Source organism: Paraburkholderia sp. RL17-373-BIF-A (assembly GCF_046030175.1).
Classification (GTDB): Bacteria; Pseudomonadota; Gammaproteobacteria; order Burkholderiales; family Burkholderiaceae; genus Paraburkholderia.
On sequence record NZ_JARESO010000059.1, the window covers coordinates 28,151 to 50,807 of the forward strand.

Sequence of the window (22,657 nt, forward strand, 5' to 3'; positions counted from 1 at the left end):
CTCGCAATCAACGGCCGGTTCTCGATCGGAACCGGAGGCTGCATCTGTGCTCGAGCGCGTATGCGAACTGGCCGGCAAGGGGAACGCCTTCAAACTTGCCTGGGGCAGTCAACGCGCTGGCGACACAAATGGAGCCAAACGCGCAAATACTGCGTGCCGCGCCATATATCCGCAGAGCAGCCCGCGCCGTCGAAGGACGGCCTTAACGGGACGGTGAAACGCGCGAAGGGACCGGCCCGAGATCAATACATCTTGAAGCGTTCGGTGCGTGCCATCAATGCCAGTCCAATAACTGCTATACCCGCGAAGAGCGCTGGCAGCAGGAAGACATGGGGAAGGCCCAGGAATGCGACCCCGAAACCGCTCGCGATGCCTCCCAACGCCGACGCGAGGGCCGTCGAGCTCATGAAGATTGCCGACGCCGTCGCTACCGCGTTGGGAAGCAGGCGTTGAGCGACGATGATGCCCAGAACCATAAATATGCCCCAAACACCACCCATGAGGATCTGTCCGGCGAACATGCCCGCTGCAGACGACCAGAGCGCAAAGCAAAGATTGGCAAACACCCCCATGGCGGCCGCGATACACATCAACCACACGTTGCCAAGCTTGCGGCCCAGCCCGATGCTGAAAGGCATGATGATCAGCTCGATGAATGGCTGTGTCCCGATGACCGTTCCTCGTACAGCCGGGCCTAGCTTGAGGTGTTCTTCCATGTAGATCAGCAGGAATCCGTACTTCACTGGCTCCCCTGCGTAGAGCATGACGAAGAGTCCTGTGAACGTCAGCAGTGGAAGCATGGCACGTAGGCTGGAGTGACGCGCGGGCTCGCTCGCCGACGCCGGCTTGATCTTGACGGTTGGGTTCAGCGTTCCGAGAGGCGCGATCTGTAAAAGCATGCAGATGGCGGTCATCCAAAGCATGGGGCGCAGGCCATAGGCAGCCGCTACCCACGCTCCCAGCACAGGCCCGACGATCCATCCGCCGGTAAGCGCCATACGGATGATGGCAACCACACTTTCATTTGCGTCGTCGGGCTTGTCGCTGAGTTCATCGTGGACGGCCGCAAAAATTTGCGAGGCGGTAGCACCGGAAACGGCCAGCAAAGCGACCGCAATGATGAAGGGTATCCAGACCGAAGTAGAGACGGCCAGCCCCGCCCAGCCCACAAAGCCCGCCACAGCACACATGCGAAAAAGACCGAGGCGATTCCCTGTGTGATCAGAGTAGCGGCCGACGAAATACCCCGCGACTGGAGCTGCAAGGCTGGTCAGGTAATAGAATCCCGCCAACGGCAGCGAGGCGCCGAGTTCCTTCACCAGGAACAGAACGATCTGTGGTGCAGCCGCCGACGCGCCGAGACCCGACAAAAACATCGCAATGGTTGCGCCGAGAAAAAGCCTCGAAGCTGCAACTTGACGCAATGCAGATTTACTACCGGTTCGGTCAGACATCGTGACAGATTGACTACCGCGTTGGTCAGACATTGTGGAACGCCCCCCGGTTATGTTCCTGAACTTGCTCGGCAGCGACGGTCCGTGCGGCCCGCACACTGGAGACTATCGCGACCGCTTCTCGATTGCTATAGCCAGGTCGAACTGGTCACTTCCGCATTGCCGAAACAACGGACTGAGGCTTGAAACTGCAAACGCTTCAGCAGTCCGTGTGCTCGTTTATAGTGGTCATTCGATTTTATCCTCTACGCATAAATTTATGTAACCCTAAATATTCCCACGTGCTGGGATAACAAAAAAGTTTTTGGAGTTCCTGAGCGGACCTGAATATAGTCACTCCCGAAAACAGCCCTGCCGCAAGAGTCAAGCGTTCAACCAGGAGACAGACATGAACCTGCTCGTGTACAGACGTTGTGCCGTTTCGCTGTTAACCGCATTAACCGTGAGTGTGTCGCTGGGCTTGTCGGGTTGTGGCGGCGATGCGCCGGGCGGTAGCGGCGCCGTCGCCTCGGCGAAGAGTCAACAAGCCACGGCGGCCTCTGCCGCGCAAAGCGAATCCGCGGCGCAGCAAAGCCGCCGCCCCTCGCGTCAAATCGCCGTGGTGCCGCCGCCAATGGGATGGTCGTCATGGAATAGCCTTGCGGAGAACGTGAATTACAACACGATCAAGGCCGAAGCCGATGGCCTTTCCGCACTGAATGCGCAGCTAAAATCCGGCGCGCAATACGAGTACGTGAACACCGATGAAGGCTGGTGGACCTCAGGGGCGAGGGATGCCAACGGCAACTTCGTCATCGACAACACCCAATGGCCGGGCGGCATGCAGGCCATCGCGCAATACATCCACAGCAAGGGACTGAAAGCGGGCATCTACATCGACGCCGGCCCGCAGGGTTGCGGCACGCGAACCAACGGCACGCATTTCGTCGGTAGCGACTTCGCGCACTACGATCACGACTTCCTGCAATTCGCGCAGTGGGGATTCGACTTCGTGAAGGTCGACTTCTGCGGGGGCGGCGCAGCCGGTTATGATCCGCAACAAGCCTATACGGCCATCGCCGATGCGATCGACAAGGCATACGTGCAGACCGGCCACCGCGTGACGCTCAGCATCTGCGACTGGGGAACCATCGCCAGCAACAGCACGTACCCCGACTTCAACGAGGGACCGTGGGCGTGGGCCGCCGGGGTTGGCCGGATGTGGAGAACGACGGGCGACATCTATGGGCCGAACAGCGGCGCGCCGAACTTCGGCAGCGTGACCGGCAACTTTCTTGGCAACTATCACCCCGAGGCCCAGCACACTGGCTTCTACAACGACCCCGACATGATGGTGGTCGGTATGGGCATGACGGCGGTTCACGATCAGGCGCACATGAGCCTGTGGGCGATCGCCGGCGCACCGCTGATTCTCGGCGCCGACCTGTCGAAGCCGCTGACCGCAGATACCACGCAGTTGACGACCAACACCGACGTTATTGCGGTCGACCAGGACCCGCTTGGCACACAAGGTGTAAAGGTCGCACAATCCGGCGCACAGCAGGTGTGGGCGAAGCTTCTCGCCGGCCAGGGGCAGCGTGCTGTCGTGCTGTTCAACAACGGCACGACGGACGCGCCGATGACGATCACGTGGCAGCAACTCGGCTTGGTGCCAAACGCGCGCGCGATCGTGCGTGATCTGTGGGCCGGCAAGCAACTCGGCTCGTTTGTCACTTCGTATACAGCACCGACGGTGCCCGCGGGCGGCGCCGTGATGCTCTCGGTAAGCGGACAGGACGTCGCCGCGAAGACCTACCAGCCGACTTCACTTGGCGGTGGTGCATCGTATACGCACTGCCCGGACTGCGACGGCGGCAGGATCGTTCGGGGACTTGGCACGGTAACCTTCGGCAACGTCGCATCAACCGGCACCGGCGGCTACGTTGAGATTGCATATGCGAACCGCTCTCGCGACACGTTGACAGCACAGCTTTCGACGAACGGCGGCCAGACGACCACAGTGGCATTTCCGCCGACCGGCGGCGAAGGGCGAGTTGGCACGGTCACGGTCTATGTGCCGCTGCAGCCCGGGGGTAACTCGCTGACGCTGTTGAGCGCGGACAGCACCGCGCCTGCGCCCGATATTGGCACAGTGTTTGTCGTCGCCGGCCCGGTGACGCTTCCGCCGTTCAAGGCTGCCTACGAGGCAGAAGCGTCGAGCAGCGTACTCGCCGGTGGCGCGCGCATTTCGGCATGCAGCGTTTGTTCGGGCGGCTCGGACGTCGGCTATGTTGGCAACGGCGGGACGTTGACGATCAACAACATTAGTGTTCCCGCGGACGGCACCTACACCGTGTTGGTGGGTTATGCGAACGGCGACTCGGCGCCGCGCTCCGCGGACATCAGCTTTAACGGTTCAACGCCTGTCACTGTGTCGTTTCCGCCGAGCGGTGGGTGGAGCACCATCTCGACTCTCGCTGTGACGGGCACATTCAAGTCGGGCAACGCGAACGCGCTGATCTTCTCGAACCCTTCGGGTTGGGCACCGGACATCGATGGCGTCGGCGCGCCGGCAGCGCAGTAGCTTCAGTTGAAAGACCTGCGCCGCCGCGTCCTGCGGCGGCGCAAACGTCAAACCAGGGAGACGCGCAACGTTGGGTGCGCTACGTGTGAGGCCGCAGCGGGCGTCGCCAGGCGGCGAGCTTGCCGCTCACTCTTCGGTGCGGTCGATAGCCGTAGCGCGAATCGTGTCTGCTGTTCCAGTTGGCGTCCGTATGGGACCGAAACTGCCGGACGTCCAACGGTGTGATGCTGAACGTCCGTAGGCCGGCCCATCGCGGCCTTTCGCTTTCGTGTACTACCTCTCCCCATAGCGATTTTCAAGGCATGCGGAATACAAGATGCGTCGCCGGCGGCAGCGCGGGGACGATCAGATTGCTGTTCGCTGTTTCAAAGACGATACGTCCCATCACGGAAGCAATCGAGCACCACTCAGCCCAAAGCCAACTCGCCCGCCGTTTCCTGCAGCAGCTTGCGAAAGCGCTTCAACACGGGTTCTTCGCGCGCCGTTAGCCGCGAGCCCAGCATGATCGGGCTCGATGGCAACGCGCTCTCGATCTCCAGAATGCTCAGCATGCCGAAGCGCATGTAGCGCCGGGCGATCGACTCCGGCGCGATCGACAGCAGCCGCGTGTGTGCCACCACTTCGATATTCGACTCGAACGAGCGTGTCTCGAGCACCGGCTCGATCGGCGGCAGACGACGTCGCGTCCAGAATAGATCGAAGGCGATACGCGAGGTCGTGTCGGCATGCGGGAGCGTCCAGTCGAGCGCAGCCAGGTCGGCAAGCCGCAGCGGCCGCGCGGATAACACAGGATGGTGGTTTGAACAGACGATTACGGTGCGCTCCGCATACAGACGTTCGATCTTCACCTCGTCGCTCTTCACCGTGCTGGCGCAGCGCAGGATCGCGAAATCGAGTTCGCCTGCCTCCAGTAGTTCAAACAGCATAGTCGAGCTGCCCTCGATCACCTTACAGCGGAATGCCGTGTCGTCGGTGCCCGCTGGATCGTCTGCGTGCGTCCCTGCGTACATCCGCGCATAGAGCGGCGGGATCAGCGTATGCATTGCGCGGGGTATGCAACCGAGCCGGACCGGCAACCGCGCGGACGCGGCGCTCGCGCTCAGCCGGTCCATCGCGCGCATCACGGAGCGCGCTTGCGCGAGCACGGTTTCGCCGAGCAACGTGGGCTGGCTTCCTTGGCTCGACCGTTCGAAGAGTCGTGTTCCCAGCCGGCTTTCCGCATCGGCGAGCAACCGTGAGAGCACCGGCTGCGCAACGCCAAGACTGCGCGCAGCGCGATGTACCGAGCCGCCATCACCGATGGCGATCAGGGCTTCGATATGACTTCGTTGCAGTGCCGCAGGAGATCGCTTCATGACATCACCATCCGAGGGTTGATGAGGAGATATGAAAAAGGTATCACGTGATGCCTTGAATATCTCATTTACGCTATTACAGGTACTGACTATATTGATCTGCATTCGAAAGGTAACCGTAGAAAAAGGAGTGCAAATCGATGGCTCATTTCACTGTGACTCCGCTCGGCGATGCGCTCGGGGCCGAAATCTCCGGCGTCGATCTGTCGGCACCGCTGGCGGCAGACGTGATCGACAGAATCAAACAGGCATGGGCCGACCATCTGGTTCTCCGGTTTCGCGGTCGGATCTTGACGGATCCACAACTGCTCGCATTTACACGTCATTTCGGCGAGCTCGATCCACCGGGGCCGAATCCTTACGGCAAGCCGTTTCTGTCCGAATTTCCCGAGATCAACGTTATCTCCAACATCAAGAAGGACGGCGTCCCGATGGGCAACCTCGGTGACGGCGAAGCGGTATGGCACTGCGACATGACGTACATCGAATCGCCGCCCCGTGGCGCGCTGCTCCATGCGCTGCAGATCCCACCCGAAGGCGGCGACACGTTCTGGTCGAACATGTATCTCGCGTGGGACGCGCTGCCGGACGCGATGAAAATGCAGATCGACGGCAAGCGCGCGATTCACGACGCCACGTACAACAGCGCAGGGATGATGCGCAAGGGCATGCAGGAAGTGACCGATCCGCGCAATGCGCCCGGCGCGCACCATCCGCTCGTTATCCGTCATCCTGAAACGCAGCGTCCGGCACTGTTTCTTGGGCGGCGGCGCAACAGCTATATCGTCGGCATGGATCTCGACGCGAGCAATGCCCTGCTCGATACGCTCTGGGCACACGCGACGCAGCCAGCGTTCACGTTCCGCCAGGTCTGGCAGGAGGGCGATCTGATCATGTGGGACAACCGCTGCACGCTGCATCGACGCGATTCGTTCGATCCTTCAGCGTCGCGATTGATGCACCGTACGCAGATCAAGGGCGGTAAAGTTGCGCCCTATGAGCCGGCCAATCTCACAGTCGCATCCTGATCATATGGACGAACTTTATCTGCCCATCAAGAGCGTCGACGTGTTCGGCGTCGCTGTACCGCTCGTCGGCGCTGGGTTCAAGAACGCCTATACGACCAAGACGACGCAAAAAAGCGCGATCGTGCGTCTTACGGCCGAAGACGGCTCTATTGGTCTCGGCAATATCGATCCGTCGCCAGGATATTCCGTTGAGACCGTCGAGGAGTCGCTTACGGTCATCCGGCGAGTGCTGGCGCCATGCGTCAAAGGCATGAATGCCGGTAACCCGCATCGCCTGATCGATGCGATGGATCGCACAATCGACGCGTATCTGGACGCCAAAGCGGCCATCGAAATGGCCGCAGTCGATCTTCTGGCGCGGCATCTGGGCATCCCCGCGCATCAATACCTGGGCGGTGCTGTGAAGGACACGGTCAGCTTCAATGCGTGGGTCGGTATCGTGTCGCCGGACGAGGCAGCTGCCGAGGCGCGGAAATGGTTCGATGGTGGTTTCCGCTCGGCCAAGATCAAGGTGGGCGGCGGCATTCACGCCGATCGCGACCGCCTGATGGCCGTGCGTGCAGCTGTGGGTTCCGGGATGGCGCTGCGAGCGGATGCCAACGCGGGATATAGCGTGGAAGACGCGATCGCTCTCGGGCGACTGCTCGAGCCGGTGGGTTTGCAACTGCTCGAACAGCCGGTGGCTGCGGAAGATCTCGCCGGCATGGCGAAAGTGCGGCAGGCGGTCGGCATGCCGGTGATGGCCGACGAGTCGATCACCGACTATCGCAGCCTGATCGACGTAATCCGCGCTGACTGCGCCGACATCGTCAAGCTCAAGGTGATGAAGCAAGGCGGCTTGCTACGCTGCCGCCGGATGCTGGAAACCGCGACGGCAGCCGGTATGCCCGTAGTGATCGGCCACGGCTTCGGGCTCGGAATCAATACGACCGCCGAAATAATGCTCGCATGCACCAGCGACAACGTGCTCGACGGGCTGGAATGTGTGGGTCCGCTAAAAACAGCGGACGACATCGTGACCGCCAAGCTCGATCTGACGCGCGGCCACCTTGCGGTGCCACAAGGGCCGGGGCTTGGCGTGACGCTGGATGACGAGAAAGTGCGGCGCTATCTGTTCGACGCGTGACCGACGTGATACATGCGCGGGCGTCAGACGCACCGCGCGCCGGATAAATCAGATGGGCTGAAGCAGCGGCGCCACTTCTTCGGCCGGGCGGCACAATTTGATGCCGTGCGGCGTGCGGACGATGAGCCGGTTCATCAGCACCGGATTGGGCACCATGAGTTCGACGATGCGTGCGTTCGATAGCAAGTCATCGTCGAGGCGAAGGTCGGTATAAGCAGGCTCCTGGATACGCAACGACTCGCGTGGCGAAAGCTGCATGTCGAGCACCTTGCGCGACGTGCTGCAAGCCGGATTATGAAAGATGGTGATGGTCATGGTGTCCTCGTCCAATGGAACGCTGCACGATGACCCAAGCCCAGTGCGATTACGCGATCCGCGGTCAGCGCGCTGACCTGCAGGAGCGTCATGCCGGCCTGCCAGAAAAAGTTGAATAAAACGGGTGAGTAAACCCGCTTGGGCCGCGTTCCGGCGCTCGTCGCAACAGTTCAGGAGACACATCATGTCCGCTCCAACGCTTGCAGGCACCGCGCTCAAGGTCACGCCACTTGGTGAAGTCCTCGGCGCGGAGATCGAAGGCGTCAATCTGGCGCTGCTCGACGATGCGTCATTCGTGCAGATCGAACGCGCATGGGCCGACCACCTCGTGCTGCGTTTTCGTCGGCAGCAGCTGAGCGACCTCGATCTGATGCAATTCAGCCGCCGCCTCGGTGCACTGGACCCGGTGCCTATCCGCGCGAGCGACGTGATGGATCACACCGATCCGCGCCTCGCCATTGATCCGGAAGCACGCGAATACGTCACCATCATCTCGAACGTGAAAGTGGACGGAATGGCGATCGGCGGCCTCGGTAACTACGAGGCGCACTGGCACACCGATATGTCGTACAACGACACGCCGCCCAGCGCAAGCCTGCTGTATGGCATCGAAGTGCCGCCCGAAGGTGGCGACACGTCGTTCTGCAACATGTACCTCGCGTATGACACGCTCGACAAGACCTCACGCGAGCGCGTGCGCAGTCTCACCTGCGTGCACGACGCATCTCGCAACAGTTCGGGCGAGCTGCGCCGCGGCTTCGCCGATAACGACGAGCCAACCCGGACCATCGGCGCGCGGCATCCGCTGGTGCGCGTGCATCCCGTCACCGAACGCGCGTGTCTTTTCCTCGGGCGCCGCCGTAACGCGTATATCCCGGAGTTGCCGCTCGACGAGAGCGAACGTCTTCTCGATTATCTATGGGCTCACGCGACTCAACAGTGCTTCAGCTGGACGCAGCAGTGGCAGCAGCACGACCTCGTGATCTGGGACAACCGCTGCGCGATGCACCGGCGCGACAGTTTCGACGACCGCTACGAGCGCGTGATGCACCGCACGCAAATCCGCGGCACGACGCCCATCGGGTACGCGAAGGAGAAGTGAGTCCTGCAGACGCAGGTCCCTACGACAACTATCTCCGACCGGTCGCCGTCCAGGTCGGATACAGGGAGGAGACAAAATGGATAACCAGCCGCCGTCACCCGCACTTTTGCTGGCGCGTTTGCAGCGCATTCCCACCACCTGGCATAGCTGGGTGATCGTGCTGCTCGCTGCGGGTGCGCTCGTCATCGAAGCGCTTAACATCGGCAGTCTGTCGATCACGTTGCCGATCATCCGGAAGACCATGGCGTTGACGCCGCGCGACACCGGCATGCTCGCCGCATCGTCGGCGCTCGGCATCGTCGTCGGGATGATCCCCACCGGCTATATGGCCGACCGCTTCGGCCGCAAACGACTGCTGATCTTCGGTGTCGTGTGGTTCGCGGGTGGCACTGCGATATCCGCATTCAGTCCGAACTTCGCGACGCTCGTGATCCTGCGCGGACTGACCGGCTTCGGCATGGCGCCGGCATTCATCATGCCCTACACCCTCACTTCCGAAATCGTCTCGGCAACCACGCGCACCGCGTTCGCCGGACTGCTGGAGACAGCGCTCGGCATCGGTTATCTGCTGCCGCCGACTATCGGCATGGCCGTGATTCCGCATTTCGCGCCCGAAGTCGGCTGGCGCGTGTTCACTTTCCTGTGCGGCTTGCCCGTCGTCTACGTCGTGCTGATCTGGAAATTCCTGCCAGAGTCGCCGCGCTGGCTACATCGCGTTGGGCGCTATCACGAGGCCGACGGGATCATCTGCCGGTTCGAGGCCACCGCGGAACGCAAGCTCGGCGTGCGTCTGCCGTTGGCGGTGGTCGACGAGGTGACCGAAAGCGCCAGCGTGAGCGGTCATGCTGCACCGAAATTCTGGTGGTCGCTTGGCGTGGTGTGGACACCGCCGTATCTGTTCCGCACCATCGTGATGACGATCGGCGCAACGAGCCTTTTCTCGATGTTCTACATTTCGGTCAACTACCTGCCGTCGATTTTCATCGAGAAGCACGTCGTGCTCGAAAGCGCGCTCTTTCTGACGCTGATCACCACGGCCACGCAGATTCCCTGGAAGATCATGAACGGCATTGCCGCCGAGCATTTCGGGCGCAAAAAAGTGTTCTTCGTCTATACGGTGCTCGCTGCGATATCGACGTATGAATTCACATTGGCTCAAAGCACGCTGGCTATGGTGCTGTGGGGCATGGTGATGTTCTCGTCGTCTGGCGCGTCGCCGTCGTTCAAGATGTGGTACGCGGAGCAATACCCCACACGGATCCGCGCAACCGGACAGAGCGTGGTCGAAGGCCTTGGTGGGCGCTTCTTTGGCGGCGTGGTGTGGACCGCTGTATTCCCAGTGTTGCTGTCGAACGTCGGCCTGCACGTGTCGATGATGATCGGAGTCGCGATCATGATCGCCGGCATGCTGATCGTGACGATCTTCGCGCCGGAAACTGCAAATCGAACCGTGGAATCATTGGAGGCAGCTTGAATGTGCGGGTGCGGCAGCCAGCCAGATGCTGGCTCTCATCGAAGCAGGTTTGCTCCGGCGTTGTTGCATATCGTGGATTCAAGTAACGGACGCACCTCATGCCTGCCCGCAATAGCCGCGCCTCGTGCGATTCCTCGACGACGGCTCTGACGTCCGCGGCAAGATCGGCCTGCTGCACCTGCAGGTCGCGATGGCCGCTTTCCGCAAGGCTGATCAAGCGCGGATCCTCGATCAGACGCGAGAGTGAGTGCCGTCAGCCTTGATCAAAGTACTTCTTGATCGCTTCAGTGAAGTTCATCCGCCCATGACTGGCGCGCTCGAGCAAGCCGACATGTCGTCGAACGTCGACGCCTTCGAGCGGAAATAGCGCCAGCGCATCATCCTTTTCCCACGCGACATTCGCCAACTTGGGGACGATCGATATTCCGAAGCCCTGACGGACAAGTGCAATGATCGCCTCGATGGAGTTCAACTCCATGGCTTCGTTCAATTGCACAGCACAACGCTTTAGTACGTCCTGGACGAGAATGCCGGTCCATGTGCTTCTTTCGAATCTCATGAACGGAGCCGTTTCAAGCATCGCTCGCGGGTCCTCCGGAAGTTCGAAGTGAGGACATTTCGGCGCGATCAAAACCATTGGCTCAGAGTACAGCGGACACCATTTCAGGCTTGACGGAATCGGCCTTGGCGACTGCGTGACCACCGCAGCGTCCAACTCTCCACTTTCGACCTTTAGTGCAAAGTCGCTCGACATTCCTGCCAACAAATGCACGTCGAGGCTAGGGTAGCGGCGCCTGATCGACCACAACGCATCCGCAAAAGCGCCCATTAGCGCAGATACCAGCGCCCCAATAACGACGGTGCCGGACATTTCTCCTCCACTGACGGAAGCCTCCAACAGTTCGTACTGACTCACGACTTGCTCGGCGCGGCGGACTAGCGACCGACCGACAGGATTCAGCACTACGGCTCGCGCACTGCGATCAAAAAGTTGAACACCCAGTTCATCCTCAAGCGATCGAATCTGCAGTCCGACCGCAGCCGGCGTCAAGCCAACGACGTCCCCTGCGGCCGCGAAAGTCCCGCAGCGAGCAGCGGTGAGAAAGATCTTGAGCGTTCTGATCGACGGCATATCGGCCTTGGTATCGGGGCAGCTAGAAAGCAGACCTTTCTCTTAGATCAATAATTACTCGGTTTTTCTTTATGTGAAGCCCGATCATAATCGTTCCAACAGAAGAGGAAAAGCCCCATAAAACACGGAGACAGCGCCATGGATACGCAAGTCCATGCATCAACATGCACCAACGACGGGTCATCGATTCATGGCCCGTTTGATACTCAGGTCCGCGAACGGGCGTTCGCTTGCGCCTTTTCTTTGGCGTAACGACAGTGATTGATTTCCTCTCGCAAACGCCCGATTCGCTTATAGCGGCGACGGGAGTGGGCCTCCAATCGGTCGATCTGCTCATAGCTGGGATGAGCGTCGCCGCAGGGTATTTCGTCTACGGATTAACTGGCTTCGGCTCGTCGATTGTCGCGGTACCGGTGTTGACGCAGGTGGTGGCCTTGAGAACGGCGACACCCGTGCTGCTGATCCTTGATCTCGCAGCCGGACTCCTTGTCGGCATGCGCGGCATTCGACTCGTGTCGAAATCTGAACTAAGCCGTCTGATGCCCTGGTTGTCGATCGGATTACTGGTCGGCGTCTTTGTCCTAGTGGCGGTGCCCGAAAGGCCACTGAAGTTGCTATTGGGTTCGACCCTTCTGGTTTATTCGGTGTGGCGTCTAGTTTCGCGGCAAGAATTCAGCACGATCCGAACAGCATGGTCAGTGCCGCTCGGGCTTGCCGGCGGTTGTTTGACGGCGATATTTGGAACTGGTGGCCCTCTCTACACGATCTATCTGGCCGGCCGGCTCAACGACGCTGAACAACGCAGAGCAACGATCAGCACGCTTATCACGATTACAGCGCTCTTGAGGCTCCTGTTGTTCAGTGCATCAGGCCTATACAAAAATCCTGAGGTGTTGACGCTCGCGCTCTGCCTGTTTCCTTGCGGTGCGGTTGGTCTGGGTCTGGGCGCGTGGTTTCGAGGAAAAGTCTCGGCGGGAAAGCTGCTCAAAGCGCTCTGGTTCGTGTTGCTCTTATCCGGCATCAATCTCTGCACGAGAACCGTATTGAGTTTCTTCCTTTAAGAGGCTGAGCATGCGACGAATTTGAAACGAGGATCCCGGTGCTTCGCTGGTGCCAGCAAGAAATAGATTAAGTAAACATGTTCACGATAGGGAGTGGAAAATGATTCACGCCGTTTTGCATGAAGCTAAAGATACGGTCGGTGTTGCCGTTGTCGAAGGTATTACCGCAGGGACGAACCTTAACGCCTGGATCATGGACGAGGATGAAATCGTCACAGTCTCGGCAAAGCAGGACATTCCCATCGGTCACAAGGTCGCTCTGAAAGACATGGCCGTTGGCGACACGGTGTTCAAGTACGGCGTCGACATCGGCAAGGTGGTCGCGCCCATCACGGCGGGCGAACACGCTCACGTGCACAACATCAAGACGAAGCGCTGGTAAGCCACGCACCCGGCATCAGTCAATCAACGCATTCCCCATCTTGAGAGAGACATCATGAGCGTGATCAGTCTGGACACCACTTTCCGCGGCTTTCGTCGCGACAACGGCCGCGTCGGCGTTCGTAACCTTGTGATCATCCTGCCGGTCGACGATCTGTCCAACGCGTCGGCGCAGGCAGTGGAAAACAATATCAAGGGCACGATGGCCCTGCCGCATCCGTACGGCCGCCTGCAATTCGGCGCCGACCTCGACCTGCACTTTCGCACGCTGATCGGAGCGGGCAGCAATCCGAACGTCGCGGCGGTCATCGTGATCGGCATCGAGGAAGGCTGGACGAAGCGCGTCGTCGATGGCATCGCGAAGTCGGGCAAGCCGGTGATGGGCTTCGGCATCGAGCTGCACGGCGATCACGACACGATCATGCGCGCCTCGAAGGCCGCGAAAGAGATGGTGCAGTACGCCACGTCGCTCGATCGGGAGGAGTGCCCGCTGAGCGAACTGTGGGTCTCGACTAAATGCGGCGAGTCGGACACGACTTCCGGCTGCGGCGCGAATCCCACTGTCGGCAATGCGTTCGACAAGCTCTATGGACACGGCACCACACTCGTATTCGGCGAGACATCGGAACTGACGGGCGGCGAGCAGATCGTGGCTGCGCGTTGCGCGAACGACGGCGTGCGCGAACGCTTCAACTTCATGTTCGACCGCTATCAGGACATGATCAACCGCTGGAAGACGGACGATCTCTCCGAGTCGCAGCCGACCAAGGGCAACATCGCGGGCGGCCTCACGACGATCGAGGAGAAGGCGCTTGGCAACATCCAGAAGATCGGCAAGAAGTGCATGGTCGACGGCGTGCTGGACAAGGCCGAAACGCCGACGCACCCTGGTCTCTGGTTCATGGATTCGTCATCGGCGGCGGCGGAGATGGTCACGCTCTGCGCGGCCTCGGGCTTCGCCGTGCACTTCTTCCCGACGGGACAAGGCAACGTGATCGGCAACGCGATCGTGCCAGTCATCAAGATCTGCGCGAACCCGCGCACGGTGCGCACGATGAGCGAACACATCGACGTCGACGTGTCGGGCATCCTGCAGCGCGAACAGAATCTCGATCAGAGCGGCGACAAACTGCTCGAATGCATGTTGGCCACGATCAACGGCCGCTTTACCGCGGCGGAAGCGCTCGGCCATCGCGAGTTCGTACTGACGCGTCTGTTTGAAAGCGCGTAACCAACCTTGTTCACGAGGACCATCCCAGGTAAGGCTGCGCGCCTACGTATTGCACCGCCCTAAAAGAGGCGAATGAGGCGCGGCACCAAAGAACGATCTCATCGGCTCTTGGGAAGCATTGAGAGCGATGAGACAAAGGAGACACCATGCTTGGCCGCAGCTTGAGACACATCTACGTGCAGGTGCTTATCGCGATCGTAATCGGCGTTCTAATTGGTCATTTCTTTCCCACCTTCGGACAGTCGTTGAAGCCGATGTCGGATGCCTTTATCCGACTCGTGAAGATGATCACGCCCCCGCTCATTTTTACAACGATCGTTTGTGGCGCGTCGCAGATTGGTGACCTCCGGTCGTTGGGGAAAGTCGCAGGAAAGACTTTCATTTACTTCGAGGTGGTCACCACGTTGGCGCTGCTGGTCGGCATGCTCATGGTGAACCTGCTTGCGCCGGGCGAGGGGTTGAACTTGCAGGTCGGTACGACCGATACGCACGTCTTGGCCCAGTACCAGACTTCGGTGCAACACGGGAGCGGTGGTCTCGTCGACTTTTTGCTGCACATGATTCCCAGCAGCTTTATGAGTCCGTTCGCTTCCGGGGACATGCTGCAGATCGTCGTGATTGCGTGTCTATTTGCAATAGGGCTGTCATATCTAGGTCCGAAAGGCGAATTGCTGCTTTCCTTTTTTGAATCTGTCTCCGATGTCCTGTTTCGCATTGTCGCGCTAATCATGCGTCTTGCGCCTCTCGGTGCGCTCGGTGCGATGGGATTCGCTGTCGGAAAATACGGGCTGTCCGCACTGCACTCGTTGGGCATGTTGTTGATCACAGTCTATGTTGCAACGATCTTCTTTTTAGTTGTAGTCATTGGAACGATCTGTCGGATGAGCGGCTTCAGTCTCTGGAGGCTGATGGGTCATCTGAAGGGCGAGATATTGTTGGTGCTTGCGACCACCTCATCGGAATCCGTCTTTCCTCAACTCATCAGGAAGCTGGAAGCGCTCGGCTGTCCGAAACAGGTCGTGGGTATTGTGATGCCGATGGGATACTCCTTCAATCTCGACGGTACCTGCGTCGCTCAGGTGATTTGCGCAATGTTCATCGCACAGGCGTATGGCGTACCGATGTCCTGGGAACAACAGATTGCGCTCATGGTTCTCTCCATGATCAGTTCGAAGGGGGCCGCCGGCGTGTCAGGGGCGGGTTTCGTAACCTTGCTCGCAACATTGACCGCATTCAAACATATACCAATAGAAGGGGCGGCACTAATTCTCGGCGTTGATCGCTTCATTTCGGAGATCCGGGCGGTTACGAACATGATCGGCAATGCGGTGGCGACGCTTGTCATCTCTGGCTTGGAGAAAGAGCGCGACGAGACAAAGATGGCATTCGTACAAAAGCGACGCGCTGCGGAAACGTAGATAAGAGCTTTATCTAAAACGAGGAATTATTCGCTTTTTCTTTGCATTGCGCGGGCGCAGACTTTTTCTAGCCGATGCACAACTACACCAGAGACGACATGAGCAACAAGACATTCCGCGTGAAGGTTTGGAGGGGGCGGACCTCCGGCGAGTTGGTTTCTTACGACGTGCCACGGTTCGAAAACCAGACTGTGCTGGATGTGGTCATGTACATCCAGCGCAATCTCCAGCCCGATCTGGCCTTCCGATATGCGTGCCGGGTCGGCATGTGCGGATCATGCGCAATGAACGTAAACGGCAAGGCTCGGTGGACTTGCAGGACCCACGTATCGAAGGTTGCAGTCGAAGAAGAACTGGAGATCGCGCCGCTGTCCAATTTGCCCGTGATCAAGGATCTGGCGACGAACATGGAGCAATTCTTCGATAAATGGGCGGAAGCGAAGGGACGGTTCAAAGGCGAACGAACACGGTCCGACGACTTTAGCAAGGTGTCGCCACAAAGCAAGGAGCGCGCATCGGCCGACGCCGGCATCGAATGTATCGGTTGCGGAGTGTGTTACTCGTCCTGCGACGTCGTGACGTGGAGGCGTGACTATCTTGGACCTGCAGCGATGAACCGTGCTTGGACGCTGATGAACGACGAACGGGATGTCGAAGGCGTCGAGCGGCTGCGGGCTGTCGCAGGTGATGCCGGGTGTCACTCTTGTCACACGCAAGGCTCCTGCACGGAGCGTTGCCCAAAGCAGCTGTCGCCGACAGCAGGCATCGCAGGTTTGAAGCGGCTCGTGATGAAGGCCGCGATCGAGGGAAAACTGTGATGCAAACACTCTCTTTAAAAATGCAGGCTCGCTTGTGGTACTGGCAGCGGATGAGCGCGATGGTGCTCGCCGCCTGCGTGGTGTTGCACATCGTCGTCATTATTTATGCCGTCCACAGCGGGCTCAGCGAGCATGCGATCCTCGGACGCACACACAAGAATTGGTTCTTTGCCGGCTTTTATACGCTTTTTGTCCTGGCATGTGCAGTTCATGTGCCGATTGGCCTCTTAAGGATCGCGGAAGAGTGGCTCGCATGGCGTGGTCGTTCTGCTCATTTTGCCTGTTCGGTGGTGACGCTTGGCTTGCTCACGCTCGGCATGCGAGCAGTGACGGGGGTGATCCTGTGATGAGAAAGAACGACTTCCGGGCGAAATCCCACCCCGCGTACTGGGCCTTCATTGTCCATCGTTTGTCAGGACTTGCGCTTGCCTTCTTTATTCCAGTGCATTTCTGGGCGCTCGGCAAAACGCTTTCACATGACCGCTCACTGGATGGTTTTCTGCGTTTCACCGACAGACCACTGTTCAAGTTCGCCGAATGGGGGCTGGTCATCCTACTTTCGCTTCATCTGATGGGCGGCTTGCGCTTGCTCGCCATCGAGTTTCTGCCCTGGAGCGGTCTGCGAAAGAACTGGCTCGCACTGGGCGCCGGAGCGAGTGCCTGCACCGGCTTGGCTTTTCTCTTGGCGCTGGTTCATTGAAGTTCGTCCAACACACTACACCCCACAATCAGAGTAGGAGACGAGAAAATGAGGCTCGACCTGAACGCTGTCGAGGAGACGGCAAAGGAGCTTTACATCCGTGCGCTGAAGATCCTTCCTCCGGATGTAAAGGCTGGAATCGAAACGCTGGCATCGAATGAAACGTCGCCCATCGCTCAACGCGTGCTCGGGACGATGAAAACGAATATTCGGGTGGCGGAAGAAACTGAAAATCTCTTGTGTCAGGACACGGGAATTCCGATCTACAACGTGAGTATCGGCCGCAATGTCGAATTCGAAGGCTTCGAGTTGAAAGCAGCTATCCGCCGTGGCTGTGAGCGAGCGACAAGAGAACATCCGCTACGCTCGTCCGTGGTTCATCCTCTCTCACGAAAAAACAACCATACGTCGTGCGGCATAGAGGTGCCGGTGATTCATATCGATTTCTCGGCCGAGCCGGACCATGTGTCGCTGGAAATGGTGCCAAAGGGAAGCGGCTCCGAGAACAACTCGTTTCTCAAGATGGCGGTTCCCGCTGACGGTATCGACGCGATCAAGACCTTTGTGATCGACTGTGCGGTCTCGGCCGGCGGAAAGACCTGCCCGCCGACGATCGTTGGTGTGGGTCTTGGTGGGACGTCCGACCTTTCTGTCGCGCTCGCCAAGCGCGCTGCGACACGAGAGCTGGGCACCCATTGCGAGGATCCTGAGGGCGCGGCCCTCGAAAAAGAGCTCTCTGCGGCGGTCAACAAGCTTGGCATCGGACCGCAGGGACTGGGCGGCGACAGCACTGCGTTCGCGGTGCATATCGAACTTGCTTCCACGCATATCACGATGAATCCAATCGCGGTGAACATGCAATGTCACTCGGCTCGCCGCGCAAAAGCGGTTTTCTCGAACGAAGGCATCACTTACGGATTCTGACGCCATGGCCCATTATGAACTCGCCACTCCGGTTGACGAAGCCACGATCCGCAAGCTGCGCGTCAACGACACGGTCACGCTTGAAACAACGCTTTACGGCATCCGGGACGCAACGCAGATTCACCTGTTCGACAAGGGGCGAACGACGGACTTTGACCTGCGCGGACATGCGGTCATTCACACGGCGCCCAATGTTCGAAAGGTCCCCCCAAGCCCGGAGTACCCCGCAGGCTATCAACCTATCTGCATTGGGACGACCACCTCGGATCGCATGGAGCGCTTTACAAGGCCGCTCATGGAACAGTACGGCGTTAGGGTGATCGTCGGGAAAGGCGGCCTGCGCGACGGATCGAAGGCCGCTTTCAAAGAGCTGGGCGGTGTCTACCTTGCCATCATCGGCGGTACGGCGGCGCTCGAGACGACCTGGATCGAGAGCATCGAAGCGGTGGATCTCGACGATCTCAACCCCGAATCGCTGTGGCGATTCAAAATCAAGGAGTTCGGGCCTTTGCTCGTCGCGATGGATAGTGAGGGCACCAGTCTCTATGATGCCGTCAAGGACGATACCGCCAAGCGTCGAGCGGCTGCCCTCGAAAGCCTCGGAGTGCGTGCATCATGAACGTCAAACGAATCCAGACCGATATCCTCATTCTGGGCTCGGGCGGTGCTGGCCTCTTTGCCGCGCTGCACGCGCATCAGAACGCGCCAAAATGTTCAATTACCGTCGCTGTGAAAGGTCTTTTGGGCAAGTGCGGCTGCACCCGGATGGTTCAGGGCGGGTACAACGTCGCGCTGGCGCCCGGAGACTCCATCGAACGTCATTTCATGGACACGATTGAAGGCAGCAAGTGGCTGTCGAATCAGGAACTGGCGTGGACGTTGGTGAGCACAGCGGTCGAGCGAGTGCGCGAGTTGGAAAACGAACTCGGCTGTTTCTTCGATCGTAATCCCGACGGGTCTATACATCAGAAGGCGTTTGCTGGACAGACCTTCGATCGGACTGTTCACAAGGGCGACTTGACCGGCATCGAGATCATCAATCGCCTGGCCGAACAAGTTTGGAGTCGGGGGATCAACCGACTGGAAGAACATCGCGCGATCGAACTGATCAAGACGCCGAGCGGCGATGGCTTAGCCGGTGTGCTCATGATTGATATGCGAAGCGGCGAGTTCGTGTTCGTGCAGGCCAAAGCGGTATTGCTTGCGACCGGCGGTGGGCCGACCATGTACAAATATCACACGCCGTCCGGTGACAAGAGTTGCGACGGGCTCGCAATGGCACTGCGTGCGGGGCTGACGCTGCGGGACATGGAGATGGTGCAGTTTCATCCGACCGGACTTCTCGCAGGAAGCCATACTCGAATGACCGGCACTGTTCTCGAAGAAGGGCTGCGAGGGGCTGGAGGGCATCTTCTCAACGGTCAGCATGAGCGCTTCATGCAATCGTACGATTCCAGGGGCGAGCGCGCGACGCGTGACATCGTCTCGCGCGGGATCTATTCGGAGTTGCGTGCGGGCCGTACGTCGCCCAACGGCGGTGTGTATATCAAGATGAATCATCTTGGCCCTGAAAAGGTTCGCAAACAATTTAAAGGCATGGTAGAACGCTGCGCTGACTGTGGATTCGATCTGGCAGGCGGCGAAGTCGAAGTCGTTCCAACCGCGCACTACATGATGGGTGGCGTGGTGTTCAAGGCGGACTGTCAGACGGACTTGTCCGGGCTTTTTGCCGCAGGCGAGGACACGGGCGGCGTGCATGGGGCGAATCGTCTCGGCGGTAATGGTGTTGCGAATTCGACTGTGTTTGGAGGCATCGCGGGCGACAGCATGGCGCGCTGGGTGCAGGTCAATACTAGCTATCGTGCACCCGACGAGCAGTCGATTCTCGCCGCGATCAACGAGGCAGAGCGACCGTTTGCCAGAAAGGGCAAGGACCTTGAGTCGATCCGCGAGTCACTCTTCGAATGCATGTGGAAGGATGTCGGGATCATCAGAAATGAAGAGGGGCTCGTGAAAGCACGAGACAGCCTCTCTGATATGCAGGCGAAGCTGATGGATACTGGCGTCGTCGATGGCGATCGCGCGTTGAATGCTCAGTGGCATGACTGGTTGAACCTGAGAAATCTCATCTCCGTCAGCCGCGTGATCACGGAAGCAGCGCTCGCGCGCGAAAATTCCCGCGGGGCTCACTTCCGCGAAGACTTCCCAGCGGCGGGGAATCTCGAATCTTCGGTCTTTACGACGGCGAAGCTCTTAGGAGGAACTGTGAAGATCGCGAGGCAACCAGTGGAGTTTGTCATCGTGAAGCCCGGTGAAACGGTGATCCGGGAGGAGGATGCTACATTTTCGACGCCGCCGGTCCGGGTGACTTGAGAGTAATCAATGACAGAGACTCGTGGCGCAGACCTGAGTCCGCAGACTATGCTTCGGGATGGAGTCAGGCTGATCCTCACGGTCTAGCGCAATCACATCATGCCGGTCTTCGGCGCGTCCTTCGAGACAGGAATCAAGCTGATACATACGAGGCACAAGGCCGCCACCGTTCACATGGCCGACTCACTGGCGCGGATGACCGGCAGAGTAGGCGTGGCCGCGATCACGGGCGGTCCCGGGCACGCCAACGCTGTGTCGGCCCCTATACACGCCGTGCCTGGTTGAGTCCCGCGTGGTCCTGCTGTCCAGCCCGGCGGATAACAGCCGCTCAAAACGCCCGACACGATCAGTGCATTCGTCACCTTTGCCAGGACGTTTGTGCATAGAGTCTCCGGCGCCGGTCATAGAGGACGCCATCCGACTCAATGCAGACAACAATTCGTTGCGCTCTGTTACGTTGCCTTCTTGATATCGTTGCCAGGCCGATTTGTCAGGATGGCGCTCGTAATAACGTGAAGGAGATGATCGGCCCGTGACGCGAATGAGGGTTGGTCAACGAGCCAGCCGAGCGCCGACATCAGGGCGAACAGATCTACCCCATCCATATCGGCGCGTGCCGTTCCGTCGCCCTGAGCGCGGCGCAGTAGTCGCTCGCCCGCTTCATGCACCGCTGTGCAAGAAGCGTAAAGCGCGGAGTCCGGGTCCGCGTGGGCGCTCGCCATCAAGGCGACAACGCCGCTATAGCTATGAACGAATGCGACCCCTTCGCGAAACCAGGACACGAGCGCTTCGCCCGGCGGATTCGACGTTTCGAGTTCGCCTGCCTTTTGCGTCAGTGCGTCCAGATTCGCACGCAGCAACGCTTCGAACAAGGCTTCTCGCGTCGGGAAATGACGCAACACTGTGGCCAACCCGACCTCGGCCCGGCGGGCGATGTCACGCATGGACGCATCGGCGCCATTCTCAGTGACGACGTCACGCGCGACTGCAAGCAGGTGATTGTAATTTTTTCTGGCGTCGGCCCGCATAACTTTCCTTGACAAATGGATCAGTGATCCATATATTTGAATCAGGATATGGATCACTGATCCATAAGATACAGCGCATTTGTGCAAATTGGAACAGAGACGCTGTCCGACACCACGAAAGGAGATGTCATGGGAAAGCTTGAGGGTAAGGTTGCAGTCGTCACGGGTGGATCGAGCGGCATGGCGCTGGCGAGCGCCAAGCGGTTCGTTGAAGAAGGCGCCTATGTTTTCATCACGGGCCGCAGGCAGGAGGCGCTCGACGAGGCCGTCAAGCTGATTGGCCGGAACGTGACCGGCGTGCGCGGCGACGCGGCCAATCTGGACGACCTCGACCGCCTGTTCGATACAGTCAAGCGGGAAAAGAGCAAGATCGACATCCTGTTCGCGAGCGCAGGCACGGGCGAAGCTGTCCCTCTGGGCGAGATTACCGAGCAGCACTTCGATGCGATCTTCGGTCTGAATACGCGCGGAACGCTGTTTGCGGTTCAGAAGGCGTTGCCGCTGTTCAACGATGGCGGATCGATCTTCATGACCGGGTCCGTTGCTTCGGTGAAAGGCTTTCCTGGTTATGGCGTGTATTCGGCGAGCAAGGCGGCGTTGCGCTCATTCGCACGCACCTGGCTTAACGAACTGAAGGGTAGGAATATCCGGGTGAACGTGCTGAGCCCGGGGCCGATCGCCACACCGATGCAGGACCAGGTTCTCACCGAGGAGGCGAAGCGGATGTTCGAATCCCTGATTCCGCGGGGAAAGATGGGTCGTCCTGAGGAAATTGCGACGGTCGCGCTGTTTCTTGCTTCAGACGATTCGAGCTTCGTGAATGGGGTGGAGTTGTCTGTCGACGGCGGCTTCTCGGCCATCTGAAATCGCGCCGAAAAGCGTGTAGATGGACCTGTCAACTCGACGAAGATGATCCGATTTTTGTCGATAAATATGGATTCCTTGTCAATACGGAATGGAGAGTTCGCATGAGCTATTCAATTATTGGCTTTGGCGCGGTAGGTCAGGCACTCGCCCGAGCGTTTGCAAGAAAGAACATCGATGTGACCGTCGCCAGCCGGCGCTCTCCCGAGACGTTGATGCAGCAGGCACAAGCGATTGGCCGCACCGTTGTCCCCGGGACGCTGCAGGATGCAATCTCGTCCGACACGATCTTCCTGGCGGTACCGTTCTG

Annotated in this window: 24 protein-coding genes; 19 read left to right on the forward strand and 5 right to left on the reverse strand. The window is 59.3% G+C overall.

Annotated elements, in window-relative coordinates; genetic code table 11:
• Positions 1-242 precede the first annotated feature (242 nt).
• Positions 243-1,487: an MFS transporter gene (locus tag P0D80_RS40120; protein ID WP_408292010.1), complete on the reverse strand. Its 1,245-nt coding sequence runs from the start codon at positions 1,485-1,487 to the stop codon at positions 243-245.
• Between the two features lie 355 nt (positions 1,488-1,842).
• Here P0D80_RS40120 and P0D80_RS40125 point away from each other — a divergent pair, with 355 nt between their 5' ends.
• A complete protein-coding gene (locus P0D80_RS40125; protein ID WP_408292012.1) occupies positions 1,843-4,017 on the forward strand; it encodes an alpha-galactosidase in 2,175 nt (724 codons plus the stop codon).
• A gap of 407 nt (positions 4,018-4,424) precedes the next feature.
• On the opposite strand, the gene P0D80_RS40130 is transcribed toward P0D80_RS40125, so the two are convergent.
• Positions 4,425-5,372, reverse strand: coding sequence for a LysR family transcriptional regulator (locus P0D80_RS40130; RefSeq protein WP_408178635.1), 948 nt, complete (start codon positions 5,370-5,372; stop codon positions 4,425-4,427).
• A 140-nt stretch (positions 5,373-5,512) separates the two neighbouring features.
• On the opposite strand from P0D80_RS40130, the gene P0D80_RS40135 reads away from it, so the two are divergent.
• Together P0D80_RS40135 and P0D80_RS40140 are read left to right on the forward strand one after the other, a co-directional pair.
• Positions 5,513-6,400, forward strand: a complete 888-nt coding sequence (locus P0D80_RS40135) for a TauD/TfdA dioxygenase family protein (protein WP_408292015.1) — start codon at positions 5,513-5,515, stop codon at positions 6,398-6,400.
• A gap of 4 nt (positions 6,401-6,404) precedes the next feature.
• On the forward strand, positions 6,405-7,526 hold the full coding sequence (locus tag P0D80_RS40140) for a mandelate racemase/muconate lactonizing enzyme family protein (protein WP_408292017.1): 1,122 nt from the start codon (positions 6,405-6,407) through the stop codon (positions 7,524-7,526).
• A gap of 48 nt (positions 7,527-7,574) precedes the next feature.
• Here P0D80_RS40140 and P0D80_RS40145 read toward each other — a convergent pair whose 3' ends face one another.
• Complete coding sequence (locus P0D80_RS40145) at positions 7,575-7,841, reverse strand: ArsC/Spx/MgsR family protein (protein ID WP_408178638.1); 267 nt, start codon at positions 7,839-7,841, stop codon at positions 7,575-7,577.
• A 184-nt stretch (positions 7,842-8,025) separates the two neighbouring features.
• Between P0D80_RS40145 and P0D80_RS40150 the strand changes: the two genes are divergently transcribed.
• From P0D80_RS40150 to P0D80_RS40160, 3 genes are all read left to right on the forward strand, one after another.
• The gene (locus tag P0D80_RS40150) at positions 8,026-8,943 is read left to right on the forward strand and encodes a TauD/TfdA dioxygenase family protein (RefSeq protein WP_408292019.1); all 918 of its coding nucleotides are present in this window, start codon (positions 8,026-8,028) and stop codon (positions 8,941-8,943) included.
• A gap of 76 nt (positions 8,944-9,019) precedes the next feature.
• On the forward strand, positions 9,020-10,417 hold the full coding sequence (locus tag P0D80_RS40155) for an MFS transporter (RefSeq protein ID WP_408292021.1): 1,398 nt from the start codon (positions 9,020-9,022) through the stop codon (positions 10,415-10,417).
• Between the two features lie 124 nt (positions 10,418-10,541).
• The gene (locus P0D80_RS40160) at positions 10,542-10,664 is read left to right on the forward strand and encodes a hypothetical protein (protein ID WP_408292023.1); all 123 of its coding nucleotides are present in this window, start codon (positions 10,542-10,544) and stop codon (positions 10,662-10,664) included.
• Between the two features lie 6 nt (positions 10,665-10,670).
• On the opposite strand, the gene P0D80_RS40165 is transcribed toward P0D80_RS40160, so the two are convergent.
• Complete coding sequence (locus P0D80_RS40165; protein WP_408178643.1) at positions 10,671-11,549, reverse strand: LysR family transcriptional regulator; 879 nt, start codon at positions 11,547-11,549, stop codon at positions 10,671-10,673.
• Positions 11,550-11,806: 257 nt separating this feature from the next.
• Between P0D80_RS40165 and P0D80_RS40170 the strand changes: the two genes are divergently transcribed.
• The 11 genes from P0D80_RS40170 (at position 11,807) to P0D80_RS40220 (ending at position 20,740) form a co-directional block, all read left to right on the forward strand.
• Positions 11,807-12,610, forward strand: a complete 804-nt coding sequence (locus P0D80_RS40170) for a sulfite exporter TauE/SafE family protein (protein ID WP_408292026.1) — start codon at positions 11,807-11,809, stop codon at positions 12,608-12,610.
• Positions 12,611-12,710: 100 nt separating this feature from the next.
• On the forward strand, positions 12,711-12,992 hold the full coding sequence (locus P0D80_RS40175) for a UxaA family hydrolase (RefSeq protein WP_408292028.1): 282 nt from the start codon (positions 12,711-12,713) through the stop codon (positions 12,990-12,992).
• A 54-nt stretch (positions 12,993-13,046) separates the two neighbouring features.
• On the forward strand, positions 13,047-14,222 hold the full coding sequence (locus P0D80_RS40180) for a UxaA family hydrolase (RefSeq protein ID WP_408292030.1): 1,176 nt from the start codon (positions 13,047-13,049) through the stop codon (positions 14,220-14,222).
• A 146-nt stretch (positions 14,223-14,368) separates the two neighbouring features.
• Positions 14,369-15,640 (forward strand): C4-dicarboxylate transporter DctA, encoded by a 1,272-nt coding sequence (gene dctA, locus P0D80_RS40185; protein WP_408292032.1) that lies wholly within the window; start codon positions 14,369-14,371, stop codon positions 15,638-15,640.
• A gap of 98 nt (positions 15,641-15,738) precedes the next feature.
• Positions 15,739-16,458, forward strand: a complete 720-nt coding sequence (locus P0D80_RS40190; protein ID WP_408178648.1) for a succinate dehydrogenase/fumarate reductase iron-sulfur subunit — start codon at positions 15,739-15,741, stop codon at positions 16,456-16,458.
• On the forward strand, positions 16,458-16,805 hold the full coding sequence (locus tag P0D80_RS40195; RefSeq protein WP_408178649.1) for a succinate dehydrogenase/fumarate reductase transmembrane subunit: 348 nt from the start codon (positions 16,458-16,460) through the stop codon (positions 16,803-16,805). The genes P0D80_RS40190 and P0D80_RS40195 overlap by 1 nt, the downstream gene beginning before the upstream one ends.
• Complete coding sequence (gene sdhC, locus P0D80_RS40200; protein ID WP_408178650.1) at positions 16,805-17,158, forward strand: succinate dehydrogenase, cytochrome b556 subunit; 354 nt, start codon at positions 16,805-16,807, stop codon at positions 17,156-17,158. The genes P0D80_RS40195 and sdhC overlap by 1 nt, the downstream gene beginning before the upstream one ends.
• Before the next feature lie 48 nt (positions 17,159-17,206).
• Positions 17,207-18,082 (forward strand): fumarate hydratase, encoded by an 876-nt coding sequence (locus P0D80_RS40205; RefSeq protein ID WP_408178651.1) that lies wholly within the window; start codon positions 17,207-17,209, stop codon positions 18,080-18,082.
• 4 nt (positions 18,083-18,086) lie between these two features.
• Entirely contained in the window at positions 18,087-18,701 is a 615-nt protein-coding gene (locus P0D80_RS40210; RefSeq protein WP_408178652.1) for a fumarate hydratase C-terminal domain-containing protein, read from the forward strand.
• Positions 18,698-20,455, forward strand: a complete 1,758-nt coding sequence (locus tag P0D80_RS40215; protein WP_408292036.1) for an L-aspartate oxidase — start codon at positions 18,698-18,700, stop codon at positions 20,453-20,455. The genes P0D80_RS40210 and P0D80_RS40215 overlap by 4 nt, the downstream gene beginning before the upstream one ends.
• 99 nt (positions 20,456-20,554) lie before the next feature.
• Positions 20,555-20,740, forward strand: coding sequence for a thiamine pyrophosphate-binding protein (locus tag P0D80_RS40220; RefSeq protein WP_408292038.1), 186 nt, complete (start codon positions 20,555-20,557; stop codon positions 20,738-20,740).
• A 167-nt stretch (positions 20,741-20,907) separates the two neighbouring features.
• On the opposite strand, the gene P0D80_RS40225 is transcribed toward P0D80_RS40220, so the two are convergent.
• Positions 20,908-21,483, reverse strand: a complete 576-nt coding sequence (locus P0D80_RS40225; protein ID WP_408292046.1) for a TetR/AcrR family transcriptional regulator — start codon at positions 21,481-21,483, stop codon at positions 20,908-20,910.
• A 129-nt stretch (positions 21,484-21,612) separates the two neighbouring features.
• On the opposite strand from P0D80_RS40225, the gene P0D80_RS40230 reads away from it, so the two are divergent.
• Together P0D80_RS40230 and P0D80_RS40235 are read left to right on the forward strand one after the other, a co-directional pair.
• Complete coding sequence (locus P0D80_RS40230) at positions 21,613-22,347, forward strand: SDR family NAD(P)-dependent oxidoreductase (RefSeq protein WP_408292040.1); 735 nt, start codon at positions 21,613-21,615, stop codon at positions 22,345-22,347.
• 104 nt (positions 22,348-22,451) lie between these two features.
• A partial coding sequence (locus P0D80_RS40235; RefSeq protein ID WP_408292042.1) for an NAD(P)-binding domain-containing protein occupies positions 22,452-22,657 on the forward strand: 206 nt, incomplete at its 3' end.